The organism is Microbacterium sp. JZ101 (assembly GCF_053903175.1).
Genome location: NZ_CP096400.1, coordinates 3,058,296 through 3,077,099 on the forward strand (window position 1 = coordinate 3,058,296; position 18,804 = coordinate 3,077,099).

The 18,804-nt window shown below is 70.6% G+C and carries 11 protein-coding genes; 1 reads left to right on the forward strand and 10 read right to left on the reverse strand.

Features of this window, described 5'->3' with window-relative positions; genetic code table 11:
* Positions 1-35: 35 nt before the first annotated feature.
* Both M1D56_RS14155 and M1D56_RS14160 read right to left on the reverse strand, forming a co-directional pair.
* On the reverse strand, positions 36-1,685 hold the full coding sequence (locus M1D56_RS14155) for a DUF222 domain-containing protein (RefSeq protein ID WP_456283935.1): 1,650 nt from the start codon (positions 1,683-1,685) through the stop codon (positions 36-38).
* 430 nt (positions 1,686-2,115) lie between these two features.
* The gene (locus tag M1D56_RS14160; RefSeq protein ID WP_456283936.1) at positions 2,116-2,724 is read right to left on the reverse strand and encodes a GrpB family protein; all 609 of its coding nucleotides are present in this window, start codon (positions 2,722-2,724) and stop codon (positions 2,116-2,118) included.
* A 61-nt stretch (positions 2,725-2,785) separates the two neighbouring features.
* Between M1D56_RS14160 and M1D56_RS14165 the strand changes: the two genes are divergently transcribed.
* Complete coding sequence (locus M1D56_RS14165; protein ID WP_456283937.1) at positions 2,786-3,193, forward strand: RidA family protein; 408 nt, start codon at positions 2,786-2,788, stop codon at positions 3,191-3,193.
* Positions 3,194-3,239: 46 nt separating this feature from the next.
* Here the strand turns inward: M1D56_RS14165 and M1D56_RS14170 are convergent, their stop codons facing one another.
* The 8 genes from M1D56_RS14170 to M1D56_RS14205 form a co-directional block, all read right to left on the reverse strand.
* On the reverse strand, positions 3,240-4,100 hold the full coding sequence (locus M1D56_RS14170) for a phosphotransferase (protein WP_456283938.1): 861 nt from the start codon (positions 4,098-4,100) through the stop codon (positions 3,240-3,242).
* Between the two features lie 4 nt (positions 4,101-4,104).
* On the reverse strand, positions 4,105-4,746 hold the full coding sequence (locus tag M1D56_RS14175) for a DNA-3-methyladenine glycosylase I (protein WP_271172871.1): 642 nt from the start codon (positions 4,744-4,746) through the stop codon (positions 4,105-4,107).
* Positions 4,746-6,917 (reverse strand): ABC transporter ATP-binding protein, encoded by a 2,172-nt coding sequence (locus M1D56_RS14180; RefSeq protein ID WP_456283939.1) that lies wholly within the window; start codon positions 6,915-6,917, stop codon positions 4,746-4,748. Before M1D56_RS14180 ends, M1D56_RS14175 begins: the two co-directional genes overlap by 1 nt.
* On the reverse strand, positions 6,914-8,641 hold the full coding sequence (locus M1D56_RS14185; protein ID WP_271172873.1) for an ABC transporter ATP-binding protein: 1,728 nt from the start codon (positions 8,639-8,641) through the stop codon (positions 6,914-6,916). Before M1D56_RS14185 ends, M1D56_RS14180 begins: the two co-directional genes overlap by 4 nt.
* 117 nt (positions 8,642-8,758) lie before the next feature.
* The gene (locus tag M1D56_RS14190) at positions 8,759-9,817 is read right to left on the reverse strand and encodes a WxL protein peptidoglycan domain-containing protein (protein ID WP_456283940.1); all 1,059 of its coding nucleotides are present in this window, start codon (positions 9,815-9,817) and stop codon (positions 8,759-8,761) included.
* A 112-nt stretch (positions 9,818-9,929) separates the two neighbouring features.
* Positions 9,930-10,541 carry a hypothetical protein gene (locus M1D56_RS14195; RefSeq protein ID WP_271172875.1) on the reverse strand — a complete coding sequence of 204 codons (612 nt, stop codon included), beginning with the start codon at positions 10,539-10,541 and terminating at the stop codon, positions 9,930-9,932.
* 99 nt (positions 10,542-10,640) lie between these two features.
* On the reverse strand, positions 10,641-14,990 hold the full coding sequence (locus M1D56_RS14200; RefSeq protein WP_456283941.1) for a family 43 glycosylhydrolase: 4,350 nt from the start codon (positions 14,988-14,990) through the stop codon (positions 10,641-10,643).
* A 251-nt stretch (positions 14,991-15,241) separates the two neighbouring features.
* A complete protein-coding gene (locus tag M1D56_RS14205; RefSeq protein WP_456283942.1) occupies positions 15,242-18,727 on the reverse strand; it encodes a family 43 glycosylhydrolase in 3,486 nt (1,161 codons plus the stop codon).
* Between the last annotated feature and the right edge of the window lie 77 nt (positions 18,728-18,804).

Consider the following 18,804-nt stretch of genomic DNA (forward strand, 5'->3'; position numbering starts at 1 on the left):
GAGCAGATCTGTGGACGACCGTCATGGTGCGGTTGTCAGCATCTGAGGTGTTGGGTGAGTTTGGCGTGGAGTCGGGTGCGGGAGGTGGGTGCTGGTCGGTGGCGGTGGTGTCGGTCGATCCAGTTGGGGGCGGCGATGTAGGGCACGCCGTGGTGCATGTGGATGTTCCAGCCGGAGGTGTCGAGGTGGTGGTGGTGCCACCAGCAGAGGAGGACGCCGTTGTCGGTTTCGGTGGGTCCGCCTCGGGCGTGGTCTTGGACGTGGTGGATCTCGCACCAGGCGGCGGGGATGGTGCAGCCGGGGATGATGCATCCTCCGTCGCGGGCGACGATGGCTTTGCGTTGGGTGGGGGTGAAGCAGCGTTGGATGCTGCGCAGCTCGAGGATGCGTCCTTCGGGGCTGAAGACGGCGCGGAGGATGTCTCCGGTGCATCCGATCCGGCGGGCCACGGTGGCGGGGACGGGCGCGTCGACGCCGTCGAGGTGCGCGATGCCGTGCCGGCCGGTGTCGGTGGGGTCTGTGGTGGTGAGGTCGTCGGCGGTGATGTGGATCATGACGGTGGGGGCGGCGCCGCCGAGGGTGGGGGTCTCGGCGGCGCGTGAGGCGGCCTGGATCATCGCGAAGAACGCGTCGTGGCGTTTCTGTCCGGGGGCGCGGGGGTCGTGGATGATCTCGTCCGGTCCCCACGGGTCTGTGTCGTTGCGGGTCTCGGTGTCGATCCCGTCGAAGAACCCGCCCTCCCCATCCGTGTCCGCGCCGCCGCCATCGCCGTCGCCGCCGCCGTCGGCGTTGTTGCTCAGGGCGTCGTCGCCGTCCGGGCCGTCGTCGCCGCGGTCTCGGGTTTCGGTGAAGGTGACGTTGCGGGCGGGGTTGGTGTGGGCGGAGAGGAGGTTCTGCAGGAGGGCGCCGGCTTCGGGGACGAGGGTGCCGTTGACGCGGAAGGCCCCGTCGGGCAGGGGTGTGAGGGTGAGGGTGCGGTTGCGGATGGGGCGTTCGGGATCGGGTGGGAGGCCGTCCGCGGTGAGGACGTCCACCCACGCGTCCGCGTGGGCTTTCACGACGCTCCACGGCACGGCCGCGGCCGTGCCGTCCGGGAACGGCGAGGTGGCCTCGGCTGGGGGTGTGGCCTCGTCCAGGTCGGTCGCGATCGCGCCGGTGGCGATCCCGACGAGGTGCCGCTCCATCACCTCGAGCTTGTCGGCCTCGGAGGCGGGCGCGCCGCGGCGGGCGGTGGCGACGGCCTTCACGATCAGCGCCGCCGGCTCGACCCCGAGCAGGCCCGCTTCCACTGCCGCGGCCACTGCGGGGTGCGCCGGCGGGACGGGGAGCCCGGTGGGGCTCTCCCGGTCGCGGGTGGCCTCATCCAGCCGCACCCGCGCGGATACCGCCGGCCCGGGGATCCCGGTGAGCCGCTCGAGCAGCTCCCGCCCGTCCCGGCAGCCCAGCTCTCCTGCGAGGGGCCGTTCCAGGCCCCGCCGGGACCGCCACGCGACCTCTCCTGCCGCCCGCACCCGCAGCGCGTCCACGACCCGCCCCAGCTGCTCCACCCGCGCGGTGAACCCCGCGAGATCCCCCGACGCCACCTCTCCCACCCGTGTGAACAGCCCGTCCAGCAACCCGACCGCGGCGCACACCGCGCCGGCCGGATCATCCTGCCCCTCATCGGGCGCCCATGGGAAGGCCATACCCCATGATAGAACACAAGTACGACCAGACGCAAGACATTTCTCGAAGATTCCTCGAAGATTTCTCTCCACCAGAATCCCACGCGCGCCTGTCCAGCAGTGCGTGAACCTTACCGTGAAGCACCGACATTGATCCGTGCAGGTAAGCGAAATGCTTATGTATAGCCACCGCGGTTGAGACATGCTCCGTTCGCGCGTGTTTGCGTGTGCGCGGCCGTCTCCATTCGGCGACTCCCGGGGGCGGCTTGCGGCGTTTCGACTGCGCTCGCTGGCGCTCGCTCCGCTCAACGACCGAGGGGGGTGAACCCCGCCCTGTTCGCTCCGTTCAACGACCGAGAAGGGAACCTCGCTCCGCTCAACGACCGAGAAGGAGAACCCTGCCCCCTCCGCGAGCGAAGCCATGCCCGGTCCGGCGCACGGGACCCCTCCCCTACGGGCGAGCGCGTCCCCAGGCCTCGAAGGCCGCCTGGACCTCGTCGAAGAACGCGGTCTTCCCGCGCGTGTAGTCGTCGTAGTCGGCCTTCCCGCGGTTCTCCTCCGAGAGACCGCGCTTCACCTGCTCGTAGCGATCGCGCTGGTCGGGATGGGCGCGGAGCCAGTCTCGGAACCAGACTGCGTACCGCCCCCAGGGGGAGTCCATCCGACGCACGTGGAGGATCGTCGTCCCGTCGCGCCCGACGAAGAGCCGCTTCTCCCACACCTCGTCCGCCACGGCCTCGCTGCCGCGGGGCAGGTCTCGGTACACGCCGGGCGAATCCGGCCGTGAGCCGTGGGCTCGCCGATACCCGATCCGAGCGAACGCGGCGTCCACCGCCCCTTCGGCCGGCAAGGGCGAGATCCGCACCTGCAGGTCGACGAACGGCTTCGCCGCGAGCCCGGGCACCGACGTCGAGCCGATGTGATCGAGGACGGCCTCGGATCCGCCCTCGACGTCCTCTAGCGCGTGAGCAACCGCGGCGAGCTCCTCTTGTGCGATCAGAGACCACGACGGATCATGCGCGACAAGACGCGCAGGGTTGCCTGCATCAGACCGGGGCATGACCCGATTCTCCCCCGCGCGCGGGATCCGGCACCGGCCCGCCGCGCACGAGAATGAGCGCATGACCTCCGCTGTCCGGCTCATCCGCTCGTCCTCGCTATCCGACGTCGCCGAGTACGCCTACGCGGCGACCGCGCCGAAGGACGCTCGCCTGATCTTCCTCGCCGGAGCCTGCCCGCTGGATGACGACGGCGCCACTGTCGCTCCCGGAGACTACGTCGCGCAGGCCGCCCGCTGTGTCGAGACGCTGACGACCGCGCTCGCCGACGCGGGCGCGACGCTCCGTGACGTGATCAGCACGCGCGTGCTCGTCGCGTCCTCCCGCCAGAGCGACCTCGTGGCCGCGTGGGAGGTCGTCCGAGACGCGTTCGGCGACCACGATGTGCCGAGCACGCTCCTCGGCGTGACCGTCCTCGGCTACGACGACCAGCTCGTGGAGATCGAGGCCGTCGCCGCCGTCATCGACTGATCGGTGCGCGGGTTCGGCCACCTCGCCCGGATCGCACGCGTCGGCGTCAGAATCGCGCGAGAGCCTCGTCGAGCATCCGGAGTCCCTGCCGTTCAAAGCGCTCGTCGCCGACCCGGTGCGACCAGACAGCGGTCGAGATCGCCTCGCGCAGGAGGGTGAGCGACCAGTCCGGCTCCGTGCGCGGGTCCGCCCCGTAGCCCTCGAGGAAGGCGCCCTCGAGCGCGGGCTCGTCTCGCCACTGCTGCACCGCGAGGCGAGCGAGGTCCGTTGCGGCAGGTCTCAGATCGAAGCGCCCGAAGTCGATGATGCGCACGCTCCCCGTGGCGTCCACGAGCCAGTTGCGGGGCTGCCAATCGCCGTGCGTCGGGACGAGCGGCACATGCGCCGGCGCGGATGACCCCAGCACGGCACGCGCGCGCCGCATGATGGCCGCCTCGATTCGATGCGGCTGCTCGAGCATCGCCAGCACTCGCTCGGTCTGCCGCTGCGCGTAGCCGGCCTCATCGTGCTGCGCCTCCGCGTGGAAGACGCGCAGCAGCCGTCCGGCCTGCCGGTGCACGTCCGGAGCGAACTCGGCGCCGCTTCCCTGCACGAGCCGACCTTCGAGGTACCGCGTCACGAGCACGTTCGCGTCGCGGTCCGCGGCCACGAGCGGTGCCGCCGCGCCCCGGCGCACGAGCGGAGCCGTCGCCCGCTCGTGCGCCGTGATCTCGCGGCCGATGTGGTGGTTCCCGAGGCCAGCGGCCTTGACGATGAACTCGCCCTGCTCCGCCCGCACGTGGAGAACCCGAGTGTCGACCTGCCCCCACGAGAGGTCTGCGATGAGCGCGCTGGTCGGGAGCCATGCCTCCACGAGTGCCGCCTGCGCTCGGGTCGGCAGCGCCTCGCTCCACCAGCCGCCGGTCACGTGACTACGCCCACACCCCGCTTGTACCGCGGCGATGGCTGCCGACGAGGTGGGTGTCGACGATGCCCACGGCCTCCATGAGCGCGAACATCGTGGTCGGGCCGACGAAGCGGAAGCCGCGCTTCTTGAGCGCCTTCGACAGCGCGATCGACTCGGGCGAGGTGGTCGGGATCTCGGCGTACGAGGTCGGCGCGGGCGTCTGCGCGGGTCGGTGACTCCAGATGAAATCGACGAGTCCGCCCTCCGCGCGCAGCTCGACGGTCGCGCGTGCGTTGCCGATGGTCGCGAGGATCTTCGCGCGATTGCGGATGATCCGGGCATCGCCCAGCAGCCGCTCGACGTCGGACTCGTCGAAGGCCGCGACGGCATCCGGATCGAAGCCCGCGAACACCTCTCGGAACGCCGGCCGCTTCCGCAGGATGGTCGCCCACGACAGCCCGGACTGGAACGCCTCCAGGCTCAGCCGCTCGAAGAGGCCCGTCTCGTCGCGGACGGGCATGCCCCATTCCGTGTCGTAGTACGCGCGCATCAGCTCATCGGAAGCCGCCCAGCGCGGGCGGCCGAGACCATCCGGCCCGATGACGAGATCCGCTGAGGCGGCACCGGGGCCGGCCGCGAGGCCGGCCCCGGTGTGCGCGTCGGCCATCAGGGTCGTCGACCCTCGCCGTCGTCCTCGCCTTCCGGAGAGGACGTCGGGATCGCGCCCGTCACGACCGAGACGCTGCCCGCGACGACCGGCGCGGGGCTCATCCCGCCCGGGGCCGGCGCCGAGTCCGCATCGGCGCCGTCGGCCTCCGCCTCCGCGGTCTCGGCCTCCGCGGCGTCGAGGTCGACGACGGCGTGCTCGAACTGCGACTGGTACAGCCGCCAGTACGCGCCCTCCTTGCGGATGAGCTCGTCGTGCGTGCCCTGCTCGACGATGTCGCCGTGCTCCATCACGAGGATGAGGTCGGCGTCGCGGATCGTGGAGAGGCGGTGCGCGATCACGAACGACGTGCGGCCCTCGCGCAGCGCCGCCATCGCGTGCTGCAGCAGCAGCTCGGTGCGGGTGTCGACCGAGCTCGTCGCCTCGTCGAGGATGAGCACGCTCGGTCGGCGCACGAACGCGCGCGCGATCGTGATGAGCTGGCGCTCGCCCGCCGACACGTTGGCCGCGTCCTCATCGAGGACCGTGTCGTACCCGTCGGGCAGCGAGTGCACGAACCGGTCGACGTACGTGGCCTTCGCGGCGGCGAGGATCTCCTCGTCGGTCGCCGACTCGCGTCCGTAGCGGATGTTGTCGCGGATGCTGCCCGCGAACAGCCACGGGTCCTGCAGGACCATTCCGGTCCGCGAGCGGACATCCTCGCGCGTGAGCTGGGAGATGTCCTGTCCGTCGAGCAGGATGGCGCCGCCGTCGAGCTCGTAGAACCGCATGATGAGGTTCACGAGCGTCGTCTTGCCCGCACCCGTGGGCCCGACGATCGCGACGGTCTGACCCGGCTCGACCCGGAACGACAGATCGCGGATGAGCGGCTTCTCGGGAGAGTAGGAGAAGGACACGTTGCGGAACTCGATGACGCCGCGTCCATCGGGCACGGCGGGCGCGTTCTCGGCGTCGGGCTCCTGCTCCTCCTCGTCGAGCAGCGCGAACACGCGCTCGGCCGAGGCCGTTCCCGACTGGACGACCGGCAGCATGCCGCCGAGCTCGGTGAGCGGCTGCGTGAACTGCTGCGAGTACTGCACGAACGCCTGCACGTCGCCGATGCGGATCTGGCCGCTCGCGACCATGATGCCGCCGAGCACCGCGATGCCGACGTACGTGAGCGAGCCGACGAACTGCATGCTCGGCATCATGATGCCCGAGAGGAACTGCGCCTTGAACGCGGCCTGGTAGAGCTCCTCGTTCTCCTCCTGGAAGGCGGCGGCCGTGGAGCGCTCGCGACCGAAGACCTTCACGAGCGCGTGGCCCGAGAACGACTCCTCGACGCGGGCGTTGAGACGCCCGACCTTGCGCCACTGCGTCTGGAACGCCTTCTGCGACGCGGGCCCGATGCCGAGCATGATGAACGCGATGAGCGGCAGCGCGACGAGGGCGACGAGCGCGAGCTGCCACGAGATCGAGAACATCATGATGAGCACGCCGACCACGGTGAGCAGCGAGGTGATGGCTCCCGACAGCGCCTGCTGGAGCGTCTGGGTCATGTTGTCGATGTCGTTCGTGACGCGCGAGATGAGCTCGCCGCGCTGCACGCGGTCGAAGTAGGCCAGCGGCAGGCTGTTGATCTTGCGCTCGACCTGCTCGCGCAGGTTGAACATCGTGCGCACCATGATCACGTTGATCACGTAGCCCTGGATCCACTGCAGCAGGGACGACACGACGTAGATCGCGAGCGCCCAGACGATGACCACGCGGAGCGCGTCGAAGTCGACTCCGGCGCCGAGCTCGAAGTGGGTCATCGCCGCGACGACGTTCGCGAGGTCGTTCTGCCCCGCGGCGCGCAGAGCGGCCACGACCTCGTCCTGCGAGGCGCCGGCCGGGAACTGGTCGGCGAGCGTCAGCGAGAGGACGCCCTCGAAGACGATGTTCGTCGCCTCGCCCAGCACCTTGGGCGCGATCACGGCGAGCACGACGCCGACCGCTCCGAGGAGCGAGACGAGCGCGAACACCCACGCGTAGGGGCGGAGAAGGCCGATGAAGCGGCCGAAGCTCTTGCCGAAGTCGGCGGCCTTGCCGGGGGCGACCGAGTCCCAGTCCCCCGAGTTCAGGCGCGCCTGCTCGGCGAGCTCGAGCTCGAGCTGCTCGTCGATCTCGGCCTGCGTCTTCTTGTCGCTCACGCTTCCACTCCCAGCTGCGATTCGACGATCTCGCGGTAGGTGCGGTTCGTCGCGAGGAGCTCCTCGTGCGTGCCGGAGCCCACCATCTTCCCGTCGTCGAGCACGATGATGCGATCGGCGTCCGTGATCGTCGACACGCGCTGCGCGACGACGATCTTCGTCACGTGCGGCAGCTCGCGCCACAGCGCCTGCCGCAGACGCGCGTCCGTCGTGAGGTCGAGTGCGGAGAACGAGTCGTCGAACACGAGGATGTCGGGGTTGTGCACGATCGCGCGCGCGATCGAGAGCCGCTGCCGCTGGCCGCCCGACACGTTCGTGCCGCCCTGCGCGATCCGCGAGTCGAGGCCATCCGGCATCTCCTCGACGAAGTCCTTCGCCTGCGCGATCTCGAGCGCCTTCCAGATCTCCTCGTCCGTGGCGTCCTCGCGGCCGAACCGCAGGTTGCTGGCGACCGTGCCGCTGAACAGGAACGGGCGCTGCGGCACGAGGCCGATGCCGCTCCACAGCCTCTCGAGGTCGGCCGAGCGCACATCGACGCCCTGCACCTGCACCTGCCCGGCGGTCGCGTCGAACAGACGCGGGATGAGCGACACGAGGGTCGTCTTGCCGGAGCCGGTCGATCCGATGATCGCGACGGTCTCCCCCGGCTCGGCGTGGAAGGTGATGCCCTCGAGCACGGGCGACTCCGCGCCCGGATAGGTGAACGCGACGTTCTGCATCCGGACGGACCCGCGGCGCGGGAACTCGGTCACGGGCCTGTCGGGGCGCAGGAGGGTCGACTCGCTCTCGAGGACGGCGCCGACGCGGTCGGCCGAGACGGCCGCGCGCGGGATCATGATCGTCATGAAGCTCGCCATCATCACGCCGCCGAGGATCTGGCCGACGTACTGCATGAAGGCGAACAGCGTGCCGATCTGGGTCTCGCCCGCGTCGACCTGGATGCCGCCGAACCACACGACGCCGACGATCGTCACGTTGAGCACGAGCATGACGAGCGGGAACATCAGCACGAAGAGCGAGCCGACCTTGCGTCCGACGACCATGATGTCGGTGTTGGCGAGGCGGAAGCGCTCCTCCTCGATCGCCTCGCGCACGAAGGCGCGGACGACGCGCACGCCCGTGAGCTGCTCGCGCATGACGCGGTTCACGCCGTCGAGCTTCTCCTGGTAGGCGCGGAAGAGCGGCACCATGCGGCCGATGATGAGGCCCGCGACGATGAGCAGGGTCGGGATCGAGACCGCGAGGATCCAGCTGAGGCCGATGTCCTGCCGGAGCGCCATGATGATGCCGCCGATGGCGAGCATGGGCGCCTGGACGAGCATCGTCGCGCTCATCATGGACACCATCTGGATCTGCTGCACGTCGTTCGTGTTGCGCGTGATGAGCGAGCCGGCGCCGAACTGCGACACCTCGCGCTCGGAGAACGCGCTCACCTTGCCGAACACGTCGCGGCGGATGTCGCGGCCCGCGCTCATGGCGGCGCGCGCGGCGCAGTAGGTCGCCACGATCGACGCGAGGATCTGGCCGAGCGAGACGGCGAGCATGAACATGCCCGTGCGGATGATGTAGCCGGTGTCGCCGCGGGCGACGCCGTTGTCGATGATGTCGGCGTTCAGCGTGGGAAGGTAGAGCGCCGCGAGCGCGGAGCCCAGCTGGAAGACGAGGACGCCGACCAGGAGCCATCGGTATCGACCGAGGTAGCGGATGAGCAGCTTGAGAAGCACCTGGAAAGGATGCCACCGACCTCCGACATCGGCATCCTCCTGAAGGGGGATATCCGCTGACAGCGGAACAGATCCGGATGTCCGGGGCCGGCCGAGCGAGGCCGGCCGTCGGCTCCCTCAGTCCCCCGTCGGCGCGGCGGCCTCGCGGCGGCCCTCCTCGCGCGCCTGCGCGAGGAGGCGCTCGATGCGGCGGCGCGAGCGACGACGGCCCCACACGCCGGATCCCACGATGAGCGCGATGCCCGCGAGCACGGCCAGCTGGGACCACGGGATCGCCCACATCCCGGTCTCGACGCGGACCGCGTCGACGGGCGTGCCCTCGCCCTCGCCGACCACGGTCGGGACGACCTCGAGCTCGACGGGGACGGAGAAGAGCGGCCACACGTCGTCCACGGGCACGGTGAACGTCCGCCGATCGCCCGGCAGCAGCTCCTGGTCGATCTCGTCGGGGCCAGGGAACGCCGACTGGCGGCCTCCCGCGGCGGCAGTGCCCGTCACCATGAGCCGCGTGTTGCCCGAGTTCACGACCTCGAACCGCACGACCGCGTCGCCCGGGGCCAGCGGATTCCACGACACGTCGTACTCCGACGAGACCGCCTCCACGGATGCGGACGGCGTGAGCTCCCCCGCCACCCGCGTCATGACGCGGAAGCCGACGCGCGACTCGACACCCACCGACGAGCCGTCCTCGCCGACCTGCTGCGACAGGATCGACGCGGCGATCCCCGCGGCGTGGTCTCCGGGGGTCGCGTTCTCGGGAACCGTCGTCGTGAACGGCACGATCTCCACCTCGCCCGCGCCGACGACGACCTCGTCGACCACGTCGATCCACGTGCCCGCGTCGACGGACTCCTCCGTCGACGGCAGCATGCTGAAGCGGCCGTTCTCCTGGAAGTACGCGTCCGCGGTCGTGATGCGGAAGGTCACCTCCTGCTCCGAGAAGTTCCGGATGGCCAGATGCTCGGTCGCGCTCGCGCCCGGGTCCAGCTCCTGCTCGACCCAGGCGCGGCCATCCTCGCCCGACGCGTCGGCCGGCCGCACCGACCACGTGACCGTCCCGTCGTCCTGCGCCTCCGCGAGCGCGGGCGCCGACGCGCCGAGTGCGAGGAGCAGCGCGAGCGCGAGGGCGGAGACGCGCGGCAGGGTGCGTCGGATCGGGGTTGTGGGGGAAGCCATCGTCGGCCTTTCGGGATCGGGTGGGACCGAACGCAGGAGATCCGACCCGGAGCGGGGCGGGAACACGGTTCCCGCTCCTCGATCCGCTCGGATCTCCTGCGCTGCGTCCTGCTTACTCGAACAGCGACAGGGTCAGCGTCGACGTGTACGCACCCGGCGCCGTCTCCGCCGGCACCTTCAGCACCAGCTCAGCCGTCGCCTCCCACGACCCCACTGCCTCCTCGCTCGTGAGCGCCATCGCCAGCAGCTCACGCCCCTGCAGACCCACGTTATTCGGCCCCTCATCCAGAACCGTGTCCACATCCGACCCCACCGCGACCGCACCCGACCCGTCATCGGCCACATGAGGACGCCACCCCAGATGATCCGGCGTGATCTCCGCCTGACCCGCATCCCCCACGAAGCTCGACGCCGTGCCCTCGACCCACCAGAACGCCCCGTCCGGGATCTCCTCCGCCGTGCGCGTATCCGTCACCGTCACCGTCGGCAGAGCACCCGTGAACTCCCGCACCAGCTCCGACGACCCCGACTCCGACAGAGACGTCGACGTCCCCGCCACACTCATCGCCAGAACCCCCGCACCCGTGTCCTCGATCTGCACATTCACATCCACCTCCCCCGACCCCACTTGCTCCTCCGCGAACGCCGCACCCGCGACCCCCGCCAGCAGCACACCGCCCACAGCCGCCACACCCAGCCGCGCCTTCACACCCTGCTTCATCATCGAAACCACCTGCCTCTTCCTTCCGTTCGGTTCACCGACGAAACGCGCCCTTCGCGCCTCGCCCCATCTCGCGCCCGCCGCAGCGGCGGACGCGCCTGCTCATCCGCAGCTCGCGCCCGCGTACGCGACCGTCTTCTCGGTCGTCGCGCCCTGGCCATCCGTCGCCGTGACCGTCAGCGAACCTGCCGCCACCTCGGCGGAACGCGTCGTCACCGCGACCGACGCGGCCCTGCCGGGCGCGATGCTCGCGATCGTCTTCTCCCCGTACGCGCTCGAGACCGTCGCCGACACCGGCCGCTCGCTCTCGTTGCGGACCGAGACCGTCAGCATGACCCTCCCCGCGACGCAGCGCGGCGAGACCGTCGCCGAGATCTCGGGGCCGACGGCGGGCACCTCGTGCGGGGCGACGCTCGTGAGCGTCGGCGTCACGGTCTGGAACAGCCCGTCCTCGCCGATCTCGAGCCGGTCGATCGTCGTCTCCCGGTGCGTGCCGTCCCCGCCGGGGATGGCGAACCGGTGATACGCGATGTACCAGTCGTCGGTGCCCGGCACGTTGATGATCGAGCTGTGCCCCGTGCCCCTGATCCCGAGTGCGGTGTCCTTCTGCAGGATCACGCCGCGATACGTCCAGGGGCCGTCGAGGCTCGTGGCCGTCGCATAGCCGACGCGGTAGTTCTCCGAGCCGGTGTCGTCGATCGAGTACGTCAGGTGGTAGAGCCCGTCGCGGTAGTTGAGGAACAGCCCCTCGCGGAAGTCCGTGAGACCCGCGATGCGCCTCAGCGTGCCCGCCTTGAGCGAGGTCATGTCGTCGCCGAGCTCGGCGATGACCGGACCGTTCGACGGCCCGCCGTTGCCCCACGCGAGGTAGTACCGGCCGGACACCGGGTCGCGGAACGCGGCGGGATCGATCGCCTGACCCGAGGTCACGGCCTCGTTGTTCAGGATCATCGCCTGCGGCTGCGCCGTGAAGGGCCCCGTGGGGCTGTCGGCGACCGCGACCCCGATCGTCTTGCGACCCAGGGCCGTGTTGTGCCCCGAGAAGTAGAACCAGTACCTGCCGTCGCGCTCGATGATCGTCGGCGCCCACGCGTTGCCGCTCGCCCACGGCACGTCGCCGTTCGCGCCGTCGAGGGTCAGGATGGGCTCCTCGGAGCGCGTCCACTCCACGAGGTCCTTCGAGCTCCAGACGAAGAACTCCTTGCCGCCCCACCCCGCGTAGCCGTCGCTGGTCGCGTAGATGTAGTACGTGTCGCCGAACACGGCGATGTTCGGATCGGCGTACAGACCCGGCAGCACGGGGCTGCTCATGACCTGCGCCGAGAACGTCCACGTCGTGGTCTGCCCGTCGGCGGTGATCTCGTATGTCACGGGTTCGGTCAGATCGACGGTCTCCCCCGACGCCGGGGACGCCGTCGCACCCCCGGCGGTGACGAACGTCGGAGCGAGGGAGGACACGTCCGTTCCCGGCACGACCGGCAGGACGACGGTGTGCTCGGCCTGGTCGACGATCGGCGCGACCTTGAGCGCCGCGGGGTCGGCGAGCGACACCTCGCCGATCGCTCCCGGGGCTCCCGCCGTCTCGAGGACCTCGCGCGCCGTGAGGGCGCGGTCGTAGATCGCGAACTCGCGGAACCGACCCGTGAAGCGCGCGTCCTGCTCGTAGAGCGACCGGCCGAGATAGTTCGCCCAGGTCTCGCCGCCCGAGATGTCGCCGGGATCGATCGTGACCCCGTCCTTGGTCGCGACGAGCACTCCGTCGAGGTAGAGGCGTGCGGTCTCTCCCTCGAGCGTGTAGGTCAGGTGCGCCCAGCGTCCACGCGGCAGCGGCGACCCATGGCGCACGGTCTGCTCATCCGTGTAGGTGCGGGTCGTGATGCTCGTCCGATACGCGCTGTCGCCCGTCGTGAAGAGGTACCCGCGACCGGCTCCCGCGGCGTCGGTCGTGCCGAGCCCCCAGATGAAGTAGCTGCCGGACTGCGCCGGGTCGACCCAGACGTCGGCGTCCACCGTGATGTCGTCGAGGCCCGCCAGGAGATCATCCGGCAGGTCGACGTAGTCGTCGACGCCGTCGAAGTGCAGCGCGCCATCCGTCCACGTCGCCCCGTGGATGGCCGCATCGCGTCCGTTGCCCGATACGTCCGTGAGCGTCGCGCCCGCGCCATCCGAGAAGTCGTAGCGCACGACCTCCCCCTCGGCGTTCGAGGAGACGGGATCCTTGCCGGCGTACAGGCCGGCGAGCTCCGCCGCCGTGACCGGGATGACCGTGCCGTGGCGCGGGCTCGCCGGCAGGTCGTACTCGGGCGCGACCGACCATCCGCCCGCCGAGATGTCCTCGGTCACCAGCGGGATGTACCCGCGCCCGCCGTACTCGTCGACGAACAGGTAGTGCCTGCCGCCGCCGTTGACGTCGCCGGGGTTCGACTCGAAGATCGTCGGGCCCTCGACGGCGCTCGTGCCGGCGTCCCGCCCGATGCACGAGTCGATCATGGTCCACTCCTCGAGCGGAGCGCGCAGGGAGGGCGACGACTCCTGGATGATGTCGGAGCATCCGGTCGTGCCGGCGCCCTCGTCCTTCGTGAAGCGGTAGTAGACGCCGTCGGAGCGCGTCACGGTCGAGTCGATCCGCGACATCCCGTCCTGCCAGATCTGCGGCTCGGAGAAGGTGACGAAGTCGCGGGTCGTGGCGTACATCATCCGGTTGTAGGTGCTGCCCGTGTGACCGGGGTCGTCCTCCGCGTAGAGCTTCGATGCCCAGAACACGACGTACGCGCCGAGCTCCTCGTCGTAGTACGCCTCGGGAGCCCACGTGTTGCCGGCCGTGTCGGGTGAGACGCGCACGTGCCGCTGCGCCGACCAGTTCACGAGATCGTGCGACTCCCACACCTCGAGGTACTTGCTGCCCTGGCGCTGCGACGTGTCCCACGAGGTGCCAGAGCCGATCGAGAGGTCGGTCGCGATGAGGTAGAAGGTGTCGCCCTCGGGCGAGCGGATGATGAACGGGTCGCGCAGGCCCTGCTCTCCGTACTGCGACGAGAGGACGGGCAGCCCGCCGTTCAGCTCGTTCCAGGCGAGGGCGTTGTTGCCGTCGCTCGCAGCGAAGTGGATGTTCTCGCCCTCGACCGTGTTGCCCGTGAAGTACGCGAACGCGTAGCCCTCGTACTCCTCCTGGGGGCGCGCGGCGCGCACCGTGAGCGAGAACTCGCGCGTGAGGCCGCCCGCCGTCGCGGTCAGCACGACGTCCTGGTCGGTCGCGCCGCGGGTCACGACGCCCGGGGCGATCTCGCCGTCTGCGCTCGTGCTCACGACGCGCTCGGGTGAGGCCGTCCACGAGATCGGCGTGCCGTGCACCGGCCCCGTCTCGGGGAGCGTGATGTTGCCGCGGACGTCGTCGGCGTTCGGGATGGAGATCGCATCGAGGTCCGCGCGGAGATCGGCCTCGCCCGCGGCGGGGACCGTGGCGGAGAACGCACGCGTGGCGGTCGCGTCGCCCTTCACAGCCGTCGCCGTGAGCGTGACGTCCGCGGATCCGGATGCGGGCCGTGTGACCTCGCCGGACGGCGAGATGACCGACTCGTCGCTCGATGCCCACGTGATCGCGGATCCGTTCGGCGCGGCCGTCGGCAGCGCGAGGTCGGCGGTGACGTTCGAGAGGTCGCCGAGGGAGAGGGCGTCGACGTCGCGCTGCGCCTTGACCTGGTCGGATGGCTGGAGCGCGGCGACCTCGGATGCCGAGAGCGCGGTGTCGTAGATCCGGAAGTCGCGCAGGCTGCCCGCGAGATGGCGGTCGGCGGAGTAGTTCGACCGTCCGAGGTAGTTCGCGGAGGTGCGCCCTCCGCCGATCTGCCCGGGCTGGATGGTCACGCCCGTCTTGCGGGCGACCTCCGTGCCGTCGAGGTAGAGCACGGCGGTGTCGGTCGCGTCGTCGAGCGTGTAGGTGATCGTCTTCCAGACGCCGCGCGCGAGGTTCGCGCCGCTCGTCGCGGTCTGCTCGCCCGACCAGTTGCCGGTCGTGATCGACGTGCGGTACGCGTTGCCGGTCGAGAAGAGGTAGCCCGTGCCCGAGCTCGACGACGCGGGGTTGCCGAGGCCGTAGATGAAGTAGGGGGTGCCCTGCTCGGGACGGACGAGCACCTCGGTGCTCACGGTGATCGACGTGAGGCCCGCGAGGATGTCGTCGGGCAGCTCGACGTGATCGTCCACGCCGTCGAGGCGGATGCCCTCGCCGCCAGTGAGGGTCGCGCCGCCGAGGATCGCCGCATCCCGGCCGTTGCCGGAGCTGTCGACGGCGACCGCGCCGGTCGTCTCGTCGAGGGCGTAGTGGGCGACGAGGTGCTCGTCGGCGGCCGCGGCGTGCACGGGGGCGATGCCCGCCGCGACGATGCCGAGGGTCGTCGCCGTCGCGAGGACGGCGCGGCGCGCGAGACCGCGCGCGCGGGTGGGGGCGACCATGCGCTCTCCTTCGAGGGGTCGTGGCAACGTCGGGTTGTTACCGGTATCAGATGTTAGCGTCACCACTCGCCCGGGACAAGGATTCGTGTCCGGCCTCCTTCATGTCTCACCCGTCGTTGGAAAGGCGGCGCTGAACCCGCCGCGAGTGAGACATGCAGACAGGTGGTCCCCCCGCCCTGGCCACCGTGTCTCACTCGCCGCGGGAAAGGCGGCGCCGAACCCGCGGCGAGTGAGACATGGATGGCGCGGGCTCAGCCGCAGGTGGTGGCCTCGTAGGCGATCTCGCGGACGGCGGAGGTGCCATCCGCGCCCTCCGCGGCGACCTCGACGGAGCCGGCCGGGATCGCCGCCTGACGCGTCGTGAACGAGACGGACGCCCGTGCTCCCGGGGCGAGGTCCTGCTTCGTCTTCACCCCGTACGGCGAGGTCACCGTCGCGGTGAGCACGGTCTCGTCTTCGTTCGCCACGGTGACGGTCTGCACGACGCGGCCCGCGACGCAGCGCGCCCCCACCTCGGCCTCGAGGGCGAGCGCGGGCTCCATGACCGTCACCTCGACGCTCACGGCACGGTTCGCGGGAGCGACCTCCTCATCGGCCTCCTGGTCGAACACGGGCATGCCGTCGACCGCCCAGTGCACCCGGCGCACGAACGTGTCGCGCCCCGTGAGGCCGAGGTTGTCGGTCCGCGCGTGGAAGACGTAGAGCAGGTTGCCGTCCTCGTCGGTCGACCACATGCCGTGCCCCGTCCCCAGCTGCCATGCGCCGTTGAACGGCCCCGACTTCTGGATCGGGTAGTTCAGCTTCGTCCACGCCGCGGGGTCGGTGAGGTCGATCCCCTCCCCCGCCGTCGCCGTGGCAAGACCGGTGGTGTAGGTGTCGCCCACGGTCGAGCCCGAGTAGATGAGGAAGAGCGTGCCGTCGTGCGCGAGCACGTTCGGCCCCTCGGCGATGACGTTGTCCCATGCGTACTCCGGCACGACGATCCGCACCGGATCCGACGTGATCCGCGTCGGATCGGACGGGTCCATCGTCGCGATGAAGACGGAGCCGAGCATCTGCCACACGTAGTACGACTGCCCCGAGTCCTCGACGTACGTCATGTCGAGCGAGATGCCCTGGGCGGCGTTGAGCGCCGTCCCGTCCGCGCGCACGACGTGCTCGGCCTTCGTCCAGTTCGCCGGGACCGCCGGATCGAGGTCGTTCCCCTGCGCGTCCTTCTTCAGCTGGATGATCGAGGAGCGCCCCGTCCACATGTCGGGGCGCCCGTTCGCGCCGTCGTAGCAGGGCATGAAGAGGATCGACAGCGTGCCGTCGATGACGTGGAACTCAGGAGCCCAGAAGCACCCCGTCATCGCCTTGCCGTATGCGTCGAGGTCGCCGTCGCGCAGCAGATCGACCTCGGTGTTGCGCCCCGAGCGGATGGCCTCATCCGAGAGATCCTCGATCGTGTCGGCGATCCGGAACGGCATGTGCGGGCCGTTCGCGGGGTCGATCGGATTCATGTGGAGGTCTTCCGTGGCGATCATGAGGAACTTCGTCTGGCCGTTCCACTCGTAGCGGAAGACGGATGGATCGGCGCGCTCGTCCGCGAAAGGCGTCGGATAGGCCTGCTGCGCGATCGTCCCGGTCACCTCGTACGTGCCGGGCGTCGAGGTGTCCACGGCGGCGAGAGAGGCAGGATCCCAGTCGATCGCGCGCGTCGCGGTCGATCCGTCGTCGTAGGCGAGGTCGGCGCGCGGCGGGAGAACCGACGCTTCGAGAGGAGCGCCCGCGGCGACGTCGACGCCGTCGAGGGGCGCGACGGTCGTGTTGGCGATCCGCCCGAAGCGCACCTGCAGAGCGCGCGCGACGTCATCCGTCACCGCGATCGCGTTGCCGCTCGCGTAGTCCTCGACGCCGGTCTCGGACTCGCCGGCCGTCGCCGACACGGCCCCGCGCTCGACCGGGCCACGCGTCGAGGCGTCGGCGAGGTCGGCGAACGTCGTGTGCATCGCGGCGCCGCCGTCCGAGGTCCAGGAGACGACGTACCGCCGCGTCGCGGAGTCCCAGACCACGGCCGGATCGTTCACGCCGCTCGTCACGCCGAGGTCGACGAGGCCGACCTCCTCGTAGGACAGGAGGTCGGTGCTGCGCGCGAAGAGCATGCGCCCGCTCTGCGTGCCGTCGGATCCGCCGCCGCGCGCCGTCCGCGTCGCCACGATGCCGAACGAGCCGTCCTCGAGATAGAACAGGTGCGGGCTCCTCAGGCTCCGCAGGATGGCCTCGGTCGTGCCGTTCGGACCGGGAGTCTGCGCGGTCTTGGCGAAGAAGACGCCGTAGTTCTCGTTGAGCGGCACCCATCCGCCATCCTGCCCGAGCGCGAGGTGCATGCTCAGCGCGATGTCGGCGTTGTTGGCCTCGGCGGCCGTCGTCGGCAGACGGTCGTAGGCGAGCAGCGGCGTCGACGCATCGGCCGGGAGCACGCGAACCGCGTACGTGCGCGTGGCGCTCGCGCCCGTTGCCGCGTCGGTCGCGGTCACCGAGATCTCCCCGTCGACCGGCTCGTCGGCGTCGGTCGAGATCGCCTCGTCGACCGTGAGGCCCTCGCTGACCGCGGTCGCCGCGATGTCGACGCCCTCGGGTGCGGCAGGAAGGGCCGTGCCGGACGCGACGACCGAGGGGATGACGAACCGCTGCGCGAGCCGCTCGATGCGCTGCGCGGGGGTCTCGTCGGAGGGCAGCACGGTCACCGCGATCGAGGTGCTCGCGCTCGCACCGCGGATCTCGACCGTGGCCGTGAGCGTGACCTCGACCGCCGACCCTCCCTGGAGCGGCGGGGTGACGGCGCCGTCGGGAGCGACGATCGCGGGATCGCTCGACGTCCACGTCACCTGGCCGCCCGCGGTCGGCAGGTCGATGTCGTCGCTCGTCTCGAGATCGGACAGGCCCAGGCCATCCAGGATTCCCTGCGCCTCGGCGCGCAGCTCGTCCGCGTGGACGAGCGCGTCAGAAGCCGACACGTCGGCCACCTCCGCCGCGGTGAGGGCGCGGTCGTACACGCGGAACGACGACAGCGCACCCTGGAAGAGCGGGTCGGGCCACGGCGCGCGGCCGATCGCGTTGAGCGACTGGTCGACGATGTCGGCCGGGGTCGCTCCGAGGGCGCCCTCTGCGACGAGCGCGCCGTCGAGGTAGAGGCGCCCCGTGCCGTCGGCGTCGAGGACCGAGGCGACGTTGACCCACCGGTCGGCCGTGACGCCGCATGAGCCCGACTGCACGAGCCGCTCGGCCCCGGCGGCCTTGAGGCCGACGAGCGGCGAGCGCCCCGAGCCGCAGTTCAGCGACGCGAAGAAGTACTCGGTCGCCGAGGACTCGTTGCCGATGTTCCAGAGGAAGTGGAAGCCGCCGAGCATCGCCTCCGACGCCTTCACCTCCGCGATGACCGTCGCGGCGGTCTCGCCCTTCAGCAGGTCGTCGGGCAGCTCGACCCAGTTGCCCGGCCCGTCCTTCGCCCCTCCGCGCAGCGTCAGGGCGTCGCCGGTCCAGTCGGCGTCCTGCACGTTGCGCACGATCGCGGCTCCGAACGGCGAGCCGGGCGCCGTGTTCGACACCTCCGACCCGGTCGTCTGCCCGAAGGCGTACTGGGCGAGGAGCCCGTCAGACGGAGCGTCGGCGAACGCCGCTGTCGCCCCCGTCCCCAGGATCATCGCGCCGACGGCCATGGCCGTCGCCGCTCGTCGTCGGAAGGTCTGCATCATTGCACTCTCCATCGTTGTAAATCGCCGCGGCTGCGGCGGGCGGTGGTTGAAGTCGCCGGGCATCGGCCGGGTGGCCC